The sequence below is a fragment of the Zunongwangia sp. L-65 genome (assembly GCF_056859415.1).
The window spans coordinates 1-18,171 of the sequence record NZ_JBSXOK010000013.1; the positions used below are offsets into that span (position 1 = coordinate 1).

Consider the following 18,171-nt stretch of genomic DNA (forward strand, 5'->3'; position numbering starts at 1 on the left):
AATAACAGGATCTGAAAACTTTGTCTTCACCTATAATCGTGAGAAAGGGCAATATTTCGGTTTGCTTCAGGCAAAGCCCGGGAAAGAAAGCAATCTTTTGGTAGTAGGCAAAAACGGGACTGTTTTTTCGTATATCGTAACTTATAGGAAAAAATTGGATCAGCTGAATTATTTTATACCAACGTCTCAAGGCATCGGTAATGAAAAGCCTACTGGTCTTGATTCAACTACTATTGTTAAACGTGAAGACACCATAGATAACAGAACCTATTATTACAATAAATTTTGTTCTTATTTAATTGACCGAAAGCAACACATTGGCCGGATAAAAAAACGAAACGATGGCATCATAATGAGAATTGAGAATATTGTTTTTGACAAGGAGGAACTTTATTTCGTAATTCAAATTGAAAATAAATCTTCGTTGGATTATGACCTCAACTTTCTGAAATTATCAGTTGAGACAATAAAAAAGGGTAAAAAGAAGTCTTTACAAAAGCTTTATCAAGAACCGATTTTTAAATATAATTTGCCGTCAAAAATAAAAGAAAATGAATCTGTAAGATTCGTTTATGTACTGCCAAAATTTTCGATGAGCAATGAACGAATGGCGGTTTTAGAGCTCAATGAAGAGAGCGGGGAACGGAACTTAAAATTAAAGATATCGCATAGATTTATCAATAACCCAAATTAGCATCATTATGAAAAAAATAGCAGTTTTTTCGTTAGTAGTATTATTTCTCTCTTGTGCCGGAAAACAAAATTTATCTCCTTCAGAAACCGCCAAACTCGTCGCCGAAAGTTTTTATCACGGTGATAAGGCAACATTAAAAGAATATACAACAGAATCTGGATATGCAAACCTTTCCAGCATACAAGAAATGTTTGCCGAAGACAAAAATTCTGAATCTAATTTTAAGGTCGTGGATGAACAAAAAGAAGGTGAGGTAACCTGGATTAAATATTCAACATCCTACGACCCGAACCCCGGTGTTTTTAAATTGGTCAAAGAGAACGACCAGTGGAAGGTTACTCATAACGCACCGAAGGATAGAGGTCCGTTTTAATATTTTAACAAAAACTTTTAATTATAGCCTGATTTTGAATATTTTAGTGGTTTTTAACTAGAAAAACCACTATATGGAAATAAAAATTAGAGAAATAGCTATTCATTATTTGGAAAAGGAACCAAAAAAAAATGGAGGCTGAAATTGATTATTCTAAGGAACCTCTCGAAAAGAATGAATTTGCTTTAAACCTAACCGAACAAGTCCATAAAGCAATTAATACAAGTCCAAGCCTTAAAAACGCTTCTTTTAAAGAGGATGAAGAAAATAAATTTACCATTACGCTCCAAAAATATATTAGCGACCCCTCTGAAGAGAAATTTACTAATTTCACGCATTCTTTGGACTTGCTAAAAGACAAAGTAAAAAAAGAACCTTTTGCCAAAGGTGGGTACTACTTATTTTCGGACTACACTATCGATAACCAAAGATATTTAGGTGTTATATTATTACGAAAAAAATCTGGAATTAATATTATTAAGAAGAATGGAACATATATTCTAGATAGTACTGAGAATATTAATATTGAAAAGATTGCTATGGGAGTTCGGCTTAATTTTACTATTTATAATTCGAATTCTGATGACAGAAATTATTTAGCTTTGATTACTACCCAACAAGATGGGGAAGTTTCTGAATATTTTAAAGACTGGATCTTAGCAGCAGGTTTAATTAAAAATTCAGTCAACACTGAAAATATGATTAACATAATTAAAACCATCCCATTACCATTAGATGAAAATGGGAAAGAATTATTTGGGCGAAGTGAATTCAATAAAGCTGTCTTTGAACACGTTAATAGTAGAAGAGATAAGCGTATAAATTTATTTGAATTGGGTTCTACTTTTTATGGAGAGGAAAACAAAAACTCATTCAGAGACTTTGCAGATTCCAATGGTATAACGATAGATTCGGAATTTAAAAGAGATGCACCTAAATGGAAAACACTTATCTCCATAAAAGCCTCTGTTCCGGGAATTAACATAAATGTAGATTATGATAAATTTGGCCAAGATGGCGTACAAATAAAAAATGGTAAAGTAATAATAAATTCTAAAGATTTAGCTGAAGCTATGCAGAAACAATATGAACAATATTAATACTGGAGATAAGGATATTGATAGCTTTTTGGAGACCATAGCCCAACTAGACTTGAAGGATAAAAAAGTTGAGTATAATGGTAGTAAACTTATATTAAAAACTGATGTTGAATTTTCTCAATTAAAAGAAACAACTGAAAAGATTTTTGATGACGTAAATACTCTTTTAAGTGATACTCTAGAAATTAGATTATCCTCCTGTAAGATGCATAAAACAAGTATTTTCTATAAAACAGAAGATTTCCTACAAAAATATGAAAAGATAAAAGAAGACTTTGTTTTGCAAACAATAATCATAATTACTGCAGATGGAGACTACTTACTTAAAAAACCTAACGCCACTTATAACCAGATCAATAAGGCTATATTTAATATTCACGAATACAAACAGATCTTACTCTTTTTCTTAAATACTCCTGAATTCACACCATATGTTAGTGAAACTGACGATCAGTTTACGCTTATTAGTAAAACCCACGGCGTATTTAATATAGGTTATCAATTACCAAAGGTTAGTTTTTTTCAAGAAGTTGACTTAAATAATTTGTTCAATCGTTTTCAAAAGGAGTTTAAAAAGAAAGAATTTATACAATTTTTTAAAGAGGTACTAATAACCGGAGTTCACAATACTGAAGAAGAAAATAGGTTTAATAAAATAATAAAAGAACACAATACACTTTTAAACCTAGCAAAAAGAGATTATGAAATCTATGTTTCAAATTTTGCTTTTGATAAAGTGAAGTCTGAATTCAAAGAAGAGCGTGGAATGTATTTCGATTCCATCGACAAAAACATAGCTTCAATAGGAAAGCAAGTTATTTCATTCCCTTTAACCTTTGGTGCAACCATTTTTGCAAGCTATAAAGTGAAAGATCAACCTGCACTATTAATTTTAATTCTTTCAGCTTATTTTCTCTATACAATAATTGCTTTCCTCGTTCTTAATATGACCGCGTATAATATTAAGTGTTTAAGAAAAGACGTGAAACAAGAGGAAGAAATCATTCAAAATTCATACCGTATAATTTATGCCGATTTTAAAAATGATTTCAAAAAAATAAAACATAAGATAACTAACCTCCGTATAATAATAGGTTTTCTCTATTTTATTTTAATTTCTTTATTGAGTTTATTTATAATATTTACACTTCATCAAATTAATATTTTAGATTTATCTGATTTACTTTCTTCAAGCTGATATTATTAAATTCTATAGCGCTTCTTCTAATCTTAAAATTCGGTTACTTGTAAAGTAGCTTTAAGAAAAGGATCTCCATTATTTGAAGCTCGTTTAAAATTATCATTACTTCTTAATAAATCCCCTTACTTCATCAAATTTTTTAGGAATTAGCTTGCTCTTTTAAATACGTTCACTATATTTGAATGTTCATTGTCACTGAACAAAACTAAACAATGAACACAAAGAGCTATGTATCGCAATAACGACTTCATCTATGAGGCTGCTTCTAAACTGGAAGAACTAACTAAAGTTTCTATTCAGGTAGATAGCAATAGAACTGATTATGATGCACTTTTGACTGTAAACAACACACCGTTTATCGTAGAGAGCAAATCTGCTGTTCGGACATCTAACCAGGGGTTTATCTTATCTCAATTAGAAGAACTGAAAAATAATAATAGCAGACCTATTATTTTAATAGCTGAATATATTTCAAAAAAAGCAGCCCTGGAATTGAAGGAACGTGGTATTAATTATATCGATGTTGCCGGCAATGCGTTTATAAAGCATAAGGATTTAACGATTTTCGTAGAAGGTCAAAAGAATGTAAAGAAAGATAAGACAAATCAATCACGAGCTTTTCAAGAAACAGGGTTAAAAATTATTTTTCATTTATTAAATAAACCAGAAAACCTTCAAGATTCTTACAGAATAATTTCGGAACGAGCTGACGTATCCGTAGGATCGGTAAGTAATGTAATGGCTGAACTTGAAGCCTTAAATTACTTATTAAAAACAAGTAATAAACGAGTCCTTAAAAATAAAAGAGAATTATTAGAGCGTTGGGTGGTCGATTTTAATGCAACGCTTAGACCTCGAATTCTCAGAAAACGAATGCATTTTATAGATCAGGAACAATTAAAAAACTGGCGCACTATAGATTTACATTCAGAAAATGGTTCTATTCTCTGGGGAGGAGAACCAGGAGGAGCGCTTTATACAGATAACTTAAGACCTGAGCAATTTACCCTATTTACAGATTTAGAGCTTTCTCAAGTCGCAAAAGCACTACGTTTAATCCCAAGTGAAACCGGTACTGTTGAGATCTTACAAAAATTTTGGAAAGATAACAGCACTAACAACCAAGCCGCACCCCCACTTTTAGTATATGCAGATTTAATAAACAGTGGCTATGGAAGAAATATCGAGACCGCAAAAAAAATACTAGAGAATGAACTACAGTATATCTAGCGAGAAATTTACGCATCCGCTATTAAAACCTATTCTGTTGGAACTTACAGAATACTTCAAAGAAGCTGGTATTTCTTTTTTTGTAATCGGTGCCACCGCACGGGATATCATTATGGAACTACACGATGCGCAGTCCGGTCGCTTAACCTACGATCTTGATATTGCAATTACGGTGAACGATTGGGAACAATGGTTAAGTGTTGAACAGGAGCTTGTAAAACTTGAAAATTTCACCAAGGATAAAGATCAAAAACAACGCTTTATCTATAAAGGCAAATTTCAATTAGATATTGTGCCTTTTGGAGAAATAATGAAAAAAAAGCACAAAATATTTTGGCCTCCTAACGAAGAAATAGCAATGTCCGTTTTAGGTTTTACAGCTGCTGATGAAGCTGCACTACCAGTTCGTATAGACAATGAAACCGAAATCAAAATTGCGACTCTCAGCGGTATTTTCATTTTGAAAATAATCGCTTGGAAGGATCGCCACCAGCGCAACAATAAAGATGCAGATGATATAGGTTTTATTTTAGAAAACTACTTATCAATTCACGAAGAAAGAGCTGCGACCCATTATTATGATGCTGTATATGGCCAAGAACCATTCAAGAATACTACCGGAGGAGCGGTTCTTTTAGGAAAGGATAGTAAGGAATTATTAGAAAAACACACAGAAACAGTTGACTCTATTCTTAAAATCTTAAACGAAGAAATCAATAAAAAGGAAGAAAGTAAACTGATTAATCAAATTATAGAAACCCATAAATCCCTAAACTATGACGAAGTGCTACAATGCATTGAAAATATAGTTAATGGATTAAACGAAAAATAAATGACTCAAAATTCGCATTCTAAACTTATAGCTTTTATCTGGTCTATTGCGGACGATTGTTTACGCGATGTATATGTACGCGGAAAATATCGTGATGTTATCCTACCAATGGTTGTTTTGCGCCGACTGGATGCTCTACTCGAACCATCGAAGAAAGAAGTAATGGACGAAGTCCAGTTTCAAACTGTAGAAGCAGGCTTTACAGAGCTAGAATCTGAAGGACTGAAAACGGCAGCTGGTTATGAGTTTTATAATACTAGCAAATGGACGCTTCAATTACTAAAAGATACTGCTTCCAATAATCAGAGCATTCTCTTGGCTAATTTTGAAGATTATATTCTAGGATTTAGCGATAATGTTAAGGAAATCATTTCAAAATTTAATTTGGTTCGCCAAATTAAACATATGGCCACCAAGGATGTATTACTCGATGTGCTGGAAAAATTCACCTCACCACGAATTAACTTAACTCCATTTGAGAAAGAAGATCCCGATGGTTATAAACTTCCCGCATTATCCAATTTGGGGATGGGTTATGTATTTGAGGAACTCATACGAAAATTCAACGAAGAAAATAACGAAGAAGCCGGAGAGCACTTTACACCTCGTGAGGTAATTGAATTAATGACGCATTTGGTATTCGAACCTGTTAAGCATCAACTCCCACCCGTAATGACTATTTACGACCCCGCCTGTGGCAGTGGCGGAATGCTCACGGAAAGTCAGAATTTCATCAAAGATGAAGCTGGTGCCATTCAAGCTAAAGGAGATGTCTATTTATTTGGAAAGGAAATCAATGACGAGACCTATGCTATTTGTAAAAGTGATATGATGATTAAGGGAAATGACCCTCAAAATATCAGATTAGGATCTACGCTTTCTACCGATGAATTTTCCGGAAAGAATTTCGACTTTATGCTCTCAAATCCGCCTTATGGAAAAAGCTGGGCCAGTGAGCAGAAATACATAAAAGACGGAAAGGATATTATCGACCCACGTTTCACTATTCAACTTTCCAATTATTGGCAAAAAACAGACACCGAAAAAGCCATCCCCAGAAGCAGCGATGGACAATTATTGTTTTTGATGGAAATGGTGTCCAAAATGAAAAATCTAAAACAAAGTCCATTGGGAAGCCGTATTGCCAGTGTACACAATGGCAGTAGCCTTTTTACCGGTGATGCAGGTAGTGGGGAAAGCAATATTAGACGTTATTTAATTGAAAACGATTTGCTTGAAGCCATTGTGCAACTGCCCAATAACCTATTTTACAATACGGGTATTACCACTTACATTTGGTTACTTAGCAATAATAAAACCAAAGAACGTCAAGGCAAAGTACAACTCATCGATGCGCAGCCGCTTTACCAAAAACTAAGAAAAAACCTGGGACAAAAAAATTGTGAATTTACCCCGGAACATATTGCAGAAATCACGCAGACTTTTCTCAATTCAAAAGCAAGAGAGCGAGAGGAAGACGACCAATTGGCAAGCAAAATTTTTAACAATACAGATTTTGGTTATTATAAAGTGACTATTGAACGTCCCAAGCGCTTGCGGTCTCAATTTACATTAGAAGCTATTGAAAGTTTACGCTACCACAGCCAATTGCAAGAACCAATGGAGTATGCTTATAAAACCTATGGTAAAAAGGTTTATACAGAATTGCCCAGTATTAAAACAGAAATCTTGAACTGGTGTGAGGCTAATGATATCAGTTTAAGCTCTAAAAAGAAAGCTCAGCTTACCGCAAAGAAAACTTGGGAAGATGCTAAATTCTTGGCAGATACCGCTATAAAATTATATGAAGCTATTGGAGACGCGGTGTCTATGGACTTTAACCATTTTTCAAAACAGGTCAATAAAGCACTCAGAAAGTTGGAGATCAAACTAAGCAACGCTCAGAAAAAAGCCATTTTGGATGCGGTGAGTGTTTACGATCCTGAAGCTGAAAAAGTCATCAAAGCTACCAAAATCTTAAAAGGTGAAAAACTAGAAAAACTTTGCGCCCATTTGGATTGCACCGCAGACCAACTCTCACATTTTGGCTATTTCCCGAGTGGAAACATAGACACCTACACCATTTACGAGTGTGAAAGCAATTTACGTGATTATGAGAATGTTCCCCTAGACGAAACCATTTATGATTATTTTTTACGGGAAGTTTTATCCCACGTGGAAGAATCCTGGATAGATTTAGACAAAACCAAAATTGGGTATGAGATCAGCTTCAATAAATACTTCTATCAGCACAAATCCTTACGCCCGCTTGATGAAATTGATAAAGACATACGCGCACTGGAAACCAAAAGCGAAGGTTTGATTATGGATATTTTAAACAGCGTGAACGTATGAAAACATATCCGACATATAAAGACAGTGGCGTAAATTGGCTGGGCAAAATTCCTGAGGGCTGGGAAAGTTATAAGTTTAAATATTTATTTAAAGAGAAAAAAAAGGAAACAAATATTGGTTTGAATTGTGGGTCAATCAGTTTCGGCAAAATCATTTATAAAGATGATGACAAGATTCCTTTAGCGACAAAAAAATCTTATCAAGTTCTTAATAAGGGAGAATTTCTAATTAACCCATTGAATCTAAACTACGATTTAATTAGTCTTAGAATAGCTCTATCTGACAAAGATGTGGTTGTAAGTTCAGGTTATATAGTTATTAAAGAAATTGTAGATATTGATAAAGACTATTTTAAATTTTTATTGCACGTATTTGATGTTTCTTATATGAAGACCTTAGGTTCTGGTGTGAGACAAACATTAAGTTTTAATCACATCTCCAATAGTGAACTTCCATTACCTCCAAAACCCGAACAACAAGGTATCGCTAATTTTTTAGACAAAACCTGCGGAAAACTGGACACGGTCGTAGCGCAAAAAGAAAAAATGATTGCCTTACTGAAAGAACGCAAACAAGCATTGATACAGAAGGCAGTCACCCGCGGTTTAAATGAAAACGTGCCGATGAAAGATTCGGGAGTAGATTGGATTGGGAAGATTCCTGAAAATTGGAAGGTAAAACGATTAGGAATGTTCGGTTATTTCTCGAAAGGAGGCGGTTTTTCCAAGTCTGATTTAACTGAACAAGGCATTAAAGCTGTTCTTTACGGTGATATATATACTAAGTACAATTTTGAAGTAAAATCTGCGGTGCGTACTATTGATATAAAAACAGCAAAAAGAGCAAGAATTCTTAAAAAGAATGAACTGCTTTTTACAGGATCAGGTGAAACTAAAGAAGATATTGGAAAATGTGTGACTTTCCAATCGGATGAAATAACGGTAGCTGGTGGCGACGTAATTATATTTACCCCGGTTTCAAATAATTCAAAGTATTTGAGCTACGTAATGAATTCCGAATTGGTGAAAGCAGAAAAGGCAAAAACTGCTAAAGGGGAAATTATAATCCACACCTATGCATCTAAATTAAAAGATATTCATTTACCAATCCCACCTAAAGAAGAACAAGAAGAAATTGTCAATTACATTGACGCGCAATCCCAAAAGCTAGATCAAGCCGTCAAGCAGCAAGAGCAAGCTATTATAAAATTAAAAGAATATAAGGCAAGCTTGATTGATAGTTGCGTATTGGGAAAAATTAAAGTGAGTTGAGTAGCTAATTTTAACTAAATGAATATGGAAATAAGCCTTAAAAATAATCAATCAATTATTCTGAATGCTGTAAAGAGTTCATCCAATGATTCTGAAGATATTCTGTTAAAAGACGAAAATGGCAGAGATTGGATAATCATTGAGGTAGAAAATAATGAAACCTCTATTAAATTTCAAGATGATGAAATTTCTGAGCAAGAAGAGGTTTTAAGAGAAAAAATAGATGCAATCTTCATTGACTTTATAGAATCGGAACAACAAGGAACAGAAAAAACTGACATTGATAATGAATCTGACATACAACCTTTTGATCCCGAAGACATTAAAGTTCACGCCAAACAATTTAGCCTTCGCCTAATTTATGATATGATCAAAGATGAGGATATTGACTTATCACCAGACTTTCAAAGAAATGTTGTGTGGACTTCAAATCAGAAATCAAGACTAATTGAAAGTGTACTTCTAAGAATCCCTTTGCCAATGTTCTATTTTGCTGAAGAATCAGATGGACGAATCACTATTGTTGATGGATTGCAGCGACTTACAACAATTAAAGAGTTTATGGAAAATAAGTTTCCTTTAAAGGGTCTTGAATACTTAGATGAAACTTGTGGAGGTAAATATTATACAAATGAAAATGGCAAAAAAGGATTAGATAAAAAATATTTCAGATGGTTTAATCAAACTCAATTTTCTGTCAATGTAATTGATCCTTCTTCTCCCTCAAAAGTGAAATATGACATATTTAGGAGAATTAATACTGGAGGTAAACCCTTGAATAACCAAGAAATCAGAAACTGTTTAGCAGGCAAAGGCTTAAGACAAACCCTCAGAGATATGTCGGATTTGAAAGAGTTTAAAACCGCTACTAATTATAGTATTCGATCTCGCAGAATGGATGATCAAGAGATTGCTTTGCGCTTTATTTTGTTTAGAGAGTTGTTTGATAAAAATGGAAATGTGGAGGTGTATTCTGGATATATGGAAGCTTCATTAAATGATTTAACTGAAAAGGTTAGAACTACCGAACTAATCAATTTAAAACATCATACTGAAAATTTTAAAAAAGCAATGATTAATTCAGAGTATCTTTTTGGTAGTAGGTACGCATTTAGGAAGATCAGAACGAAAGATTTAGAACCTGAAGCCCGAAAACAACTTATTAATAAAGCCTTATTTGTGTCCTGTTCTGTTTTATTATCATATGAAAATCCAAATATCATACAACAAAAAAATGAAGAAGGCGCTCTTTTACAACCTTTAGCGAAATTGATCGAGAATGATCAAAATTTGTTAGATTCTCTTTCATATGGGACAAATTCTAGAAACAACCTGATATATGTTTTTGAAAAGATTCAAGAACTAATCGACACGAATTTAAAAAAGTAATTATGACTAGCCTTGAAATCAAAAACTTTAAATGCTTTACCGATATCTCTATTCCAATTAACCGATTAACAGTTTTTGCTGGAGGTAACGCAAATGGTAAAAGCTCGGCTATTCAAGCATTATTGTTCTTGAGAAGAACAATCGAACATTGTGCTATTCGGACGGATGATTCGAATGATACGAATTATCACTTTAATAAGTCAAATGGTCTTTCTGTAGAATTGAATGGTTCGTATGGCCTTTCTTTGGGGACAAGTTCAGAAGTGATATCGTTCAATGCGAATGAGCAATGCATTCAACTAGGTATAAATATAAAACAATCAAAACTATTGGTTGAATATGACGTTCCAGCTGAAGATGTATTATGGCTTAAACCCGATAATGTAAACAATAATCTTAAAAACGATTTTTATTTATTCAAGCAAGAGTTTTATTATCTAAACGCTGAACGAGTTGGACCACGAGTAAACAACGATATTAAATTTTATGACTTTCCCAATACCGGCTATAATGGATCTCTCTGTGCACAACTATTAGGAGATCCTTCCTTTGAATATGGTTTTAAAGTAGATGAGAAGAGGAAATTTGAAAATACCAATAACCTACGATTAGGAACACAAGTAAATAAATGGCTAAACTATATTTTACCAGGAAATGAAGTTGAAGGGGTTTTCAACACCAAATTAATGTCTTCTCAAATTAGGATGAAAAACTCGTTTAGTAATAATGAATCTGTTTTAGCTACAAATATTGGATTTGGTTTAAGTTATGTATTACCTATTATCCTTACTGCACTTATCGCTAAACAAGATACACTATTTATTGTAGAAAACCCTGAAGCTCATTTACACCCATCTGCCCAATCCCGAATAGGAAAGTTTTTAACCAAAATGGCTTCAACTGGAATTAATATAATAATTGAAACTCATAGCGATCACGTTTTAAATGGAATCCAAATTGCTGTCACAAAAAATGATTTACCTCCAGACCAAACTACAATTAATTATTTTTCTAATGATGGTAAAAATACTCAACCAAGTATAGAAAGTATTAAAATAAATAATAAAGGTGAATTATCGAAATGGCCTTTTGGCTTTTTTGATCAATCTCAAAAAGATTACGCCACTCTTCTAAAATTAAGGAAAAATGACTAAATTATTTTTGCTAGAAGAGTCTATGCAAAACCTTAAATTCGATGAATTTCAAAAAGGGCTGGATGACTTAATACTAATTGATAAAGAGGAAAATGACATCTTCTATAAAAATAATAGTATTAATCAATTAGAGAATTACTCTGAATTATATCAAAACTATTCCCAAGAAAATCAATTTAGAGCAACATTTTTAGAACAAATTGAAAGATCTGATTCCAATCCAAAATCCCTAGATGAATTGAGTGAGATTTTTCCAAATACTGCAGTAGGCTTTTTAGGAATAAATTTTCCACAATTAGAGATTGATAAAAATCTTTGTATTGAAAACGACGATAAGTTTAAAGAATTTAAAAAGTATCATCTTGTTTTATTAAATCACTCAAATATCTCATTTCTTAAAGAAATTTGTTTCCCAAATATTATTTTTTGTGATAATTCAGAACAACAATTAAAATTATTTGGAAATGGGCAGTATTTTCAACAATGTGTAGAACAATTATCTATTCTCAATGAATATGTGCAAAATTGGAGCGAAGGTAATTTCAATTATCAAGATGTAAATAATTCTACCGCAATAACATTAAGCCCAGAGTCAGTTACAACGATGAATAAGTTTAGCCAAGATCGCATCTTTTCTTTACCTGATGGAGGAACCGACATATTTGAATTACATATTAAACTAGGAAATATTCGTATTCATATTTTAGAAGACAATGCTTCCAAAAAAATTATGGTAGGATATATCGGAAAACATCTACCTATTTAAAAAGTATGAAAACCAACACCAACGAACAAGCTTTAGAAGCTGCAATTCAAAAATCTTTAACTGGCATTTCACTAGAAACACTCCTAGAAGAAGGCACTTCAGTTGCAGAAGCTAATGCAGTATATAGAACAAGAAACGGGTATTATAATGGAGACCGTTCTCATTTTGATTCAAAATATGCACTAGATACCGAGCGGTTTTGGAATTTTCTAGAAAGCACACAGGAAGAAGAACTCGATAAACTCAAACGTAGTAACGATTGGAAACTTAAAATCTTGCAACGTTTGGATCGCATTATCAAAAAACAAGGGGTGTTGCACGTACTCAAAAAAGGTTTGGGAGTTGATGATGCACATTTTACCTTATTGTTTCCATTACCTTTAGGAAGTAGCAGTGCAAGAGTTGCTAAAGATTTTGAAAGTAACCAATTTAGCGTAACCCGCCAAGTGCCGTATTCAGAAAGTAATCCGCGGGAAGAAATTGATATGGTAATTTTTGTCAATGGTTTACCGCTAATTACCCTTGAACTCAAAAATCAATGGACAGGTCAAAATGCACGCTTACACGGTCAAAACCAATACCGCAAACAGCGTGATCCTAAAGAAACTCTGCTCAATTTTGGACGCTGTCTTGTACATATGACCGCCGATACCGATGAAGTATTTATGACGACCAAACTGAACGGCACAGATACATTTTTCTTACCTTTTAATCAAGGCTATGAAAATGGTAAAGGCAATCCGCCCAATCCATTTGGTCATAAAACAGCCTATTTATGGGAAGAGATATTTAAGCCAAAAAGCATAGCTAATATTATTCAGCACTTTGTGCGCTTAGATGGGAAGTCTAAAGACCCTATAAATAAACGTACTTTATTTTTTCCTAGATACCATCAAATGCGTGTAGTACGAAAAATTATGACAGACGTGAGTGATAATGGAACGGGCTTCCGTTACCTTATTCAGCATTCTGCCGGTTCGGGAAAATCAAATTCTATTACCTGGGCAGCTTACCAGTTAATAGAAGCCTATCCAGAAAATGAACAGGCGGCTGGTAAAAAAGCAATAGACCAACCTATTTTTGATTCTGTTATTGTAGTAACCGATCGGCGTTTATTGGATCGACAGATTCGTGAAAACATTCGCAGTTTTTCGGAAGTCAAAAATATTGTAGCTCCTGCTTATTCCAGTCGGGGCCTAAAAGAAAGCTTGGAACAAGGTAAAAAGATCATTATTACTACGATTCAAAAATTCCCTTTTATCGTGGAAGGCATTTCTGATTTAAGTGATAAACGTTTTGCAGTGATTATTGATGAAGCACACAGTTCACAATCGGGAACGACAGCTGACAACCTGAACCGAGCTATTGGACAAGAATCAACCGAAGTAGAAGCCGAAGATGTTCAAGATAAAATAGCGCAGGTGATGCAATCCCGAAAGATGCAAACTAATGCTTCATATTTAGCCTTTACGGCAACACCCAAAAACAGTACGTTAGAAAAATTTGGAACGCCACAAGAAGATGGCAGTTTTGAGCCTTTCGATCTGTATGCGATGAAACAAGCCATAGAAGAAGGTTTTATTTTAGACGTACTGAACAATTATACCACATTTAAAAGCTATTACCGTTTGACGAAGTCGGCAGAAGAAAACCCGATATTCGATACCAAAAAAGCCCAAAAGAAATTAAAAGCCTTTGTTGAAAAAGACCAGCAAACCATAGACACCAAAGCTGAAGTGATGCTGGATCATTTCACTAAGCACTTTGTGCAAAAGAAAAAATTAAAAGGAAAAGCCAAAGCGATGATCGTAACGCAGAGTATTGAGTCTGCTGTTCGGTATTTTAAAGCTATTCAACGTTTGTTGGAAGAGCGGGGAACCCCATTTGGAGCCATCTGCGCTTTTTCAGGAGAAAAAGAAGTAGACGGTATTTCCTTAACCGAAGAATCTCTCAACAACCTACCCGCTCATTTGGATACCACCAAGTCATCTGATCCCGATTATATTCAGGACAAAATTGCACGCTATTTTGATATGGATGATTACCGTATTTTGGTAGTTGCCAATAAATACCTTACAGGGTTTGATCAACCGAAACTCTGCGCAATGTATGTCGATAAAAAATTGCAAGGCGTACTGGCTGTGCAAGCCTTATCTCGGTTAAACCGTTCTGCTCCAAAACTGGGAAAAAAGACCGAAGATATTTTTGTGTTGGACTTTTTCAATGACAAAGAAGATATTAAAAAAGCTTTTGACCCTTATTATACGGTAACAACGTTAAGTAGTGCAACAGATGTAAATGTATTGCACGATGCCAAAATGATTCTGGATGAAGAAGGTGTTTACGAATGGTCTGAAGTGGAACTGTTCAACGACTTATTCTTTTCAAATGCAGATACGGAAACCTTAGGAGCCGCTTTGAGCAAACCCCAAGCCCGTTTTGATGTGGAATTGCAGTTAGAGCAAAAGCAAAAGGCAGATTATAAAATCAAGGCGCGGCAATTTGTTAAAATTTATGGGCAGGTGGCAGCACTATTGGATTTCAATAATCCGGAATGGGAAATGCTCTATTGGTTCCTAAAGTTTCTTATCCCTAAAATGATTGTCAAAGATCCAGATGAAGACGACTTGGACAAATTATTGGACGCCGTTGACTTGGCAACTTATGGATTGGAACAGCGTGATAAAATAGGGGTGAAAATAGGTTTGGACGAAAGTGACTCAGAACTCGATCCGCAGAACCCAAGTATTCGTGGCGCTCACGGAGAAAACGAAGAAGATGAACTGGAAGCCATCATCAAAACTTTTAACGAACGTTATTTTCAAGGCTGGGATGCTACCCCAGAGGAACAACGCGTTAAAATGCTGAGTTTGCAGAAATTTGTGGAAGCTCATCCAGACTTCGAAGAAAAGGTTAAACTAAACCCAGACGAACAAAACAGCGATATTGCTTTACGTCGCATTATTCAGGAAGTGTTGTCCAGACAAAGAAAAAATGAACTGGAACTCTATAAATTGCACACCCAAGATAGCGCCTTTCAACAAGCGTTTTTCGATACGCTGAAACGGATGGTTCAATTGGATGTACCGACAAATAAATGAAATCTAAAGTAATATCACATATTGGAAAGCGAGAAACCAATCAAGACCGAATATTGGCTGAGAAAATTGGTACTCATTCATATCTCTATATAGTTGCAGACGGAATGGGAGGATATGATGATGGTGATATCGCTGCGGAAATGGTTATTGACATCTTGAATAATTTCCTATCCAATAGCGATCAATTTAACGTAAATGTCATCCATAAGGCCATAAACACAGCAAACTTAGCTTTACGCCAATACCAAGAACAACATCAATCAAAACTTGGATCTACCCTTGGCGGAATAATAGTTTCAGGAAGAACCGCAAAGACATTTTGGGTGGGAGATGTAAAAATCCTGCATTATTCAAATGGCAAACTTTGCTTTGAGAGCAAATCACATAATCTAAGGAATGAGCTTTATGAAACTGACAATTCAAATGGTAGGGTAAATTTATCTAAATATAACCATATTGTTACCCGTTCTATTCAAGGTGATGTTAAGAAATCTGTGCCTTCCTATCACGAACTCACCTTGAATAAAGGAGACAAATTGTTTATTTGTTCGGATGGTGTTCACAACATCATAAATCCAAACACGCTTCAATACTTACTCAATAAAGAGGAGTCAACCGGTGCTCTCATTTCAACTATTGACCAAAGACTTCAAAAAGAAGCGAGTGATAATGCTAGTTTGATTTTAATAGAAGGTTTTGATTGAGGTAAATTAAATCCTCGTAAATAAGTTAAAAATTTTCGGGACACATTGCGTCCCGAATTCAAAAAACCTGTTAATAATAATTAAATTTACTACTCAAATATAGACCTCGCTTCTTCATAAATCCTTTCAAAATTAGCTTCCAAATCAGCCTGAGAAAATTGTTTCGATTCCTCCGGCAATTCCCTTTGAATCTTTGCTAATTTAAACTGTACTTTTTTGTCAGTTCCATCCGCATACGTAATAAACTCCCCCTGTTTCAAACGAAAGAAAACATCCGCCCTGATTTTTGGAATTTCCTTTTCCCCGGTAGTTACTCTGGTATCAAAATCAAGGTTATGCCCACGGCTCACACTCTTTGTTGGGTCTTTTATAATCTCAAAAAAGCGTTCGTAATATTTTGCGGTATCTGGGTCGTTGACTTTTCCGAAGAACTGATAGGAAAGATTGCTCAATATGGCCTTACTGGCCTTATCGCCATACATCATATCGTTTTGGATCTTATCCTGCATTACATAGACCGTAGAAATATTAAAGCTTCGAAGGGTTGCCGGAATACGGTGCATATTCAATAAGCGTATGGTAGGTGCTTCTTCCATTAACAGAAATGAAGGTTTGGAGTTCCGTACGCTCATTTGCTTAGTAATGGTATGGACAATGGTAGCAATCACCGGAGAATACGAGCTTTCAAACTTGGGATTATTGACGATTGAAATTACCGCAGGATTTTCTTTACTATTGATATTAAGAGGCACTTCATCTGCGGACAAGGCCATAAAAATCCGTTGCGTACTGATGCGTTTTAGAGCATTGGCTAAGGTACTTTTCACCCCGGCCGTTTGCCGCTCCGAATCCTTCCCACTGATAAAGGCATCTGCCATTGCCCTGGAGGTGGTATTGGTTTCCAAAAACCGGATCAGGCTGTCGGTGTCCAGGTATTGATAAATAGCGATTAAATGGGGCAGGGTACAGAATTGCGGGTAGGTTGTTTTCAGTTTCCAAATCAATCCACCTATTAATCCTTCCGCAGCGTCATTGAAAAATTTGGTGGTTCCCGTCGTGCCTGACTCCCGTTGTTCCAATAGGTTCTCGATCAATACCCGGGACACCTCGTTAACGCTTTCCTCATTCTCTAAATAGCGTGGAGCTATGGGATTAACCCGATGGATGATCTTATCAAAGGAAATCACCTTAAATGGGATACCCCCATCTTTAAAAAGTGGATACGCCATTTCCGTCAGTTCAAAATCCTTATAATCGTGAATAATTCCACAAAAACCTTTTTTTCGGAAATGTTTTAGGAAGCCATACACCACACTTTCGGTCTTTCCGCTTCCGGCAGAACCGATGATGGATGCCCCACGTTTAATATTGTCCAGTTTGAAATTTCCGTTGCTCGTGGCAAAATCCACTTGATACCTATGGTCACTATTTTTTGAGTTTTTCCTTTTATGCAGGAAAACGTACAATGCCGTATTGATTAGCAAAAGCGGACAGACAATTTTCAACAACACTAAAATCAAATTATTGGATGTTTGTAAAAAATAAGCCAATACAAACAATAACAGGTTGTTTATTAGGAATGCATAGTTGGAAAGTTGATACCCAACATAAAACAACGCACTGGTCAGCCCAATGATGGAAAGAACGTTAAAGAGATGATCTACATACATACTATTAGAATTAGATTAAATACCTATGGAACTTGATTTGGTGGCTACTTCCACGCCCCGGCGTAGGCGGTTAAAAGCTTTCATTGCCAATTGCGCCTGAGAAACCGGAATGCTGGGCAGCATTGGAACACCGCTTTCCCTCATCATTTTAAAGGCAATGGCCTTTTCACTGGTGGGCAGTTTCATCAGTGATGCAAAATAGACTTTCGGATTCTTGATGAAATCCTTTCGAGCTTTGTAGGTCTCAGCGAAGTTCCGTTGATAGCCAAAAGTTTTGTCAAAAGTCTTCTCAGCCCGCTGGAAAAACCCATCACGGTCAAAGCCTCGTTTT

At 35.1% G+C, this 18,171-nt stretch carries 15 protein-coding genes; 13 read left to right on the forward strand and 2 right to left on the reverse strand.

Annotation, left to right across the window (positions count from 1 at the left end):
• The 13 genes from AC13DP_RS00215 to AC13DP_RS00275 form a co-directional block, all read left to right on the forward strand.
• On the forward strand, positions 1-694 hold a 694-nt coding region (locus AC13DP_RS00215; protein ID WP_483067086.1), incomplete at its 5' end, for a DUF4138 domain-containing protein.
• A 7-nt stretch (positions 695-701) separates the two neighbouring features.
• Positions 702-1,067 carry a nuclear transport factor 2 family protein gene (locus AC13DP_RS00220; RefSeq protein WP_223090188.1) on the forward strand — a complete coding sequence of 122 codons (366 nt, stop codon included), beginning with the start codon at positions 702-704 and terminating at the stop codon, positions 1,065-1,067.
• 131 nt (positions 1,068-1,198) lie between these two features.
• Positions 1,199-2,167, forward strand: coding sequence for a nucleoid-associated protein (locus tag AC13DP_RS00225; protein WP_483067087.1), 969 nt, complete (start codon positions 1,199-1,201; stop codon positions 2,165-2,167).
• Positions 2,154-3,365: a hypothetical protein gene (locus tag AC13DP_RS00230; RefSeq protein WP_483067088.1), complete on the forward strand. Its 1,212-nt coding sequence runs from the start codon at positions 2,154-2,156 to the stop codon at positions 3,363-3,365. Before AC13DP_RS00225 ends, AC13DP_RS00230 begins: the two co-directional genes overlap by 14 nt.
• A gap of 231 nt (positions 3,366-3,596) precedes the next feature.
• A complete protein-coding gene (locus AC13DP_RS00235) occupies positions 3,597-4,598 on the forward strand; it encodes a type IV toxin-antitoxin system AbiEi family antitoxin (RefSeq protein WP_483067089.1) in 1,002 nt (333 codons plus the stop codon).
• A gap of 37 nt (positions 4,599-4,635) precedes the next feature.
• Entirely contained in the window at positions 4,636-5,430 is a 795-nt protein-coding gene (locus tag AC13DP_RS00240; protein WP_483067090.1) for a nucleotidyl transferase AbiEii/AbiGii toxin family protein, read from the forward strand.
• Positions 5,431-7,785 (forward strand): type I restriction-modification system subunit M, encoded by a 2,355-nt coding sequence (locus AC13DP_RS00245; protein WP_483067091.1) that lies wholly within the window; start codon positions 5,431-5,433, stop codon positions 7,783-7,785.
• Entirely contained in the window at positions 7,782-9,056 is a 1,275-nt protein-coding gene (locus AC13DP_RS00250; protein ID WP_483067092.1) for a restriction endonuclease subunit S, read from the forward strand. The genes AC13DP_RS00245 and AC13DP_RS00250 overlap by 4 nt, the downstream gene beginning before the upstream one ends.
• A gap of 18 nt (positions 9,057-9,074) precedes the next feature.
• Positions 9,075-10,445, forward strand: coding sequence for a GmrSD restriction endonuclease domain-containing protein (locus tag AC13DP_RS00255; RefSeq protein WP_483067093.1), 1,371 nt, complete (start codon positions 9,075-9,077; stop codon positions 10,443-10,445).
• Positions 10,446-10,447: 2 nt separating this feature from the next.
• Entirely contained in the window at positions 10,448-11,599 is a 1,152-nt protein-coding gene (locus tag AC13DP_RS00260) for an AAA family ATPase (RefSeq protein ID WP_483067094.1), read from the forward strand.
• Positions 11,592-12,365 carry a hypothetical protein gene (locus AC13DP_RS00265; protein WP_483067095.1) on the forward strand — a complete coding sequence of 258 codons (774 nt, stop codon included), beginning with the start codon at positions 11,592-11,594 and terminating at the stop codon, positions 12,363-12,365. The genes AC13DP_RS00260 and AC13DP_RS00265 overlap by 8 nt, the downstream gene beginning before the upstream one ends.
• A 5-nt stretch (positions 12,366-12,370) precedes the next feature.
• Positions 12,371-15,466: a type I restriction endonuclease subunit R gene (locus AC13DP_RS00270; RefSeq protein WP_483067096.1), complete on the forward strand. Its 3,096-nt coding sequence runs from the start codon at positions 12,371-12,373 to the stop codon at positions 15,464-15,466.
• Positions 15,463-16,170 carry a PP2C family protein-serine/threonine phosphatase gene (locus AC13DP_RS00275; protein ID WP_223090197.1) on the forward strand — a complete coding sequence of 236 codons (708 nt, stop codon included), beginning with the start codon at positions 15,463-15,465 and terminating at the stop codon, positions 16,168-16,170. The genes AC13DP_RS00270 and AC13DP_RS00275 overlap by 4 nt, the downstream gene beginning before the upstream one ends.
• An 89-nt stretch (positions 16,171-16,259) precedes the next feature.
• Here the strand turns inward: AC13DP_RS00275 and AC13DP_RS00280 are convergent, their stop codons facing one another.
• Both AC13DP_RS00280 and AC13DP_RS00285 read right to left on the reverse strand, forming a co-directional pair.
• On the reverse strand, positions 16,260-17,840 hold the full coding sequence (locus tag AC13DP_RS00280) for a type IV secretory system conjugative DNA transfer family protein (RefSeq protein WP_223090198.1): 1,581 nt from the start codon (positions 17,838-17,840) through the stop codon (positions 16,260-16,262).
• Positions 17,841-17,855: 15 nt separating this feature from the next.
• Positions 17,856-18,171, reverse strand: a 316-nt coding sequence (locus AC13DP_RS00285) for a DUF5712 family protein (RefSeq protein ID WP_483067097.1), incomplete at its 5' end; no start/stop codon positions are given.

Excerpts from the sequence above, each read along its gene's own strand:
- AC13DP_RS00255 (WP_483067093.1), top strand. The coding sequence starts at position 9,075 with ATGAATATGGAAATAAGCCTTAAAAATAATCAATCAATTATTCTGAAT.
- AC13DP_RS00265 (WP_483067095.1), top strand. The coding sequence starts at position 11,592 with ATGACTAAATTATTTTTGCTAGAAGAGTCTATGCAAAACCTTAAATTC.
- AC13DP_RS00235 (WP_483067089.1), top strand. The coding sequence starts at position 3,597 with ATGTATCGCAATAACGACTTCATCTATGAGGCTGCTTCTAAACTGGAA.
- AC13DP_RS00220 (WP_223090188.1), top strand. The coding sequence starts at position 702 with ATGAAAAAAATAGCAGTTTTTTCGTTAGTAGTATTATTTCTCTCTTGT.
- AC13DP_RS00230 (WP_483067088.1), top strand. The coding sequence starts at position 2,154 with ATGAACAATATTAATACTGGAGATAAGGATATTGATAGCTTTTTGGAG.
- AC13DP_RS00275 (WP_223090197.1), top strand. The coding sequence starts at position 15,463 with ATGAAATCTAAAGTAATATCACATATTGGAAAGCGAGAAACCAATCAA.
- AC13DP_RS00225 (WP_483067087.1), top strand. The coding sequence starts at position 1,199 with ATGGAGGCTGAAATTGATTATTCTAAGGAACCTCTCGAAAAGAATGAA.
- AC13DP_RS00280 (WP_223090198.1), bottom strand. The coding sequence starts at position 17,840 with ATGTATGTAGATCATCTCTTTAACGTTCTTTCCATCATTGGGCTGACC.
- AC13DP_RS00270 (WP_483067096.1), top strand. The coding sequence starts at position 12,371 with ATGAAAACCAACACCAACGAACAAGCTTTAGAAGCTGCAATTCAAAAA.
- AC13DP_RS00260 (WP_483067094.1), top strand. The coding sequence starts at position 10,448 with ATGACTAGCCTTGAAATCAAAAACTTTAAATGCTTTACCGATATCTCT.
- AC13DP_RS00245 (WP_483067091.1), top strand. The coding sequence starts at position 5,431 with ATGACTCAAAATTCGCATTCTAAACTTATAGCTTTTATCTGGTCTATT.
- AC13DP_RS00250 (WP_483067092.1), top strand. The coding sequence starts at position 7,782 with ATGAAAACATATCCGACATATAAAGACAGTGGCGTAAATTGGCTGGGC.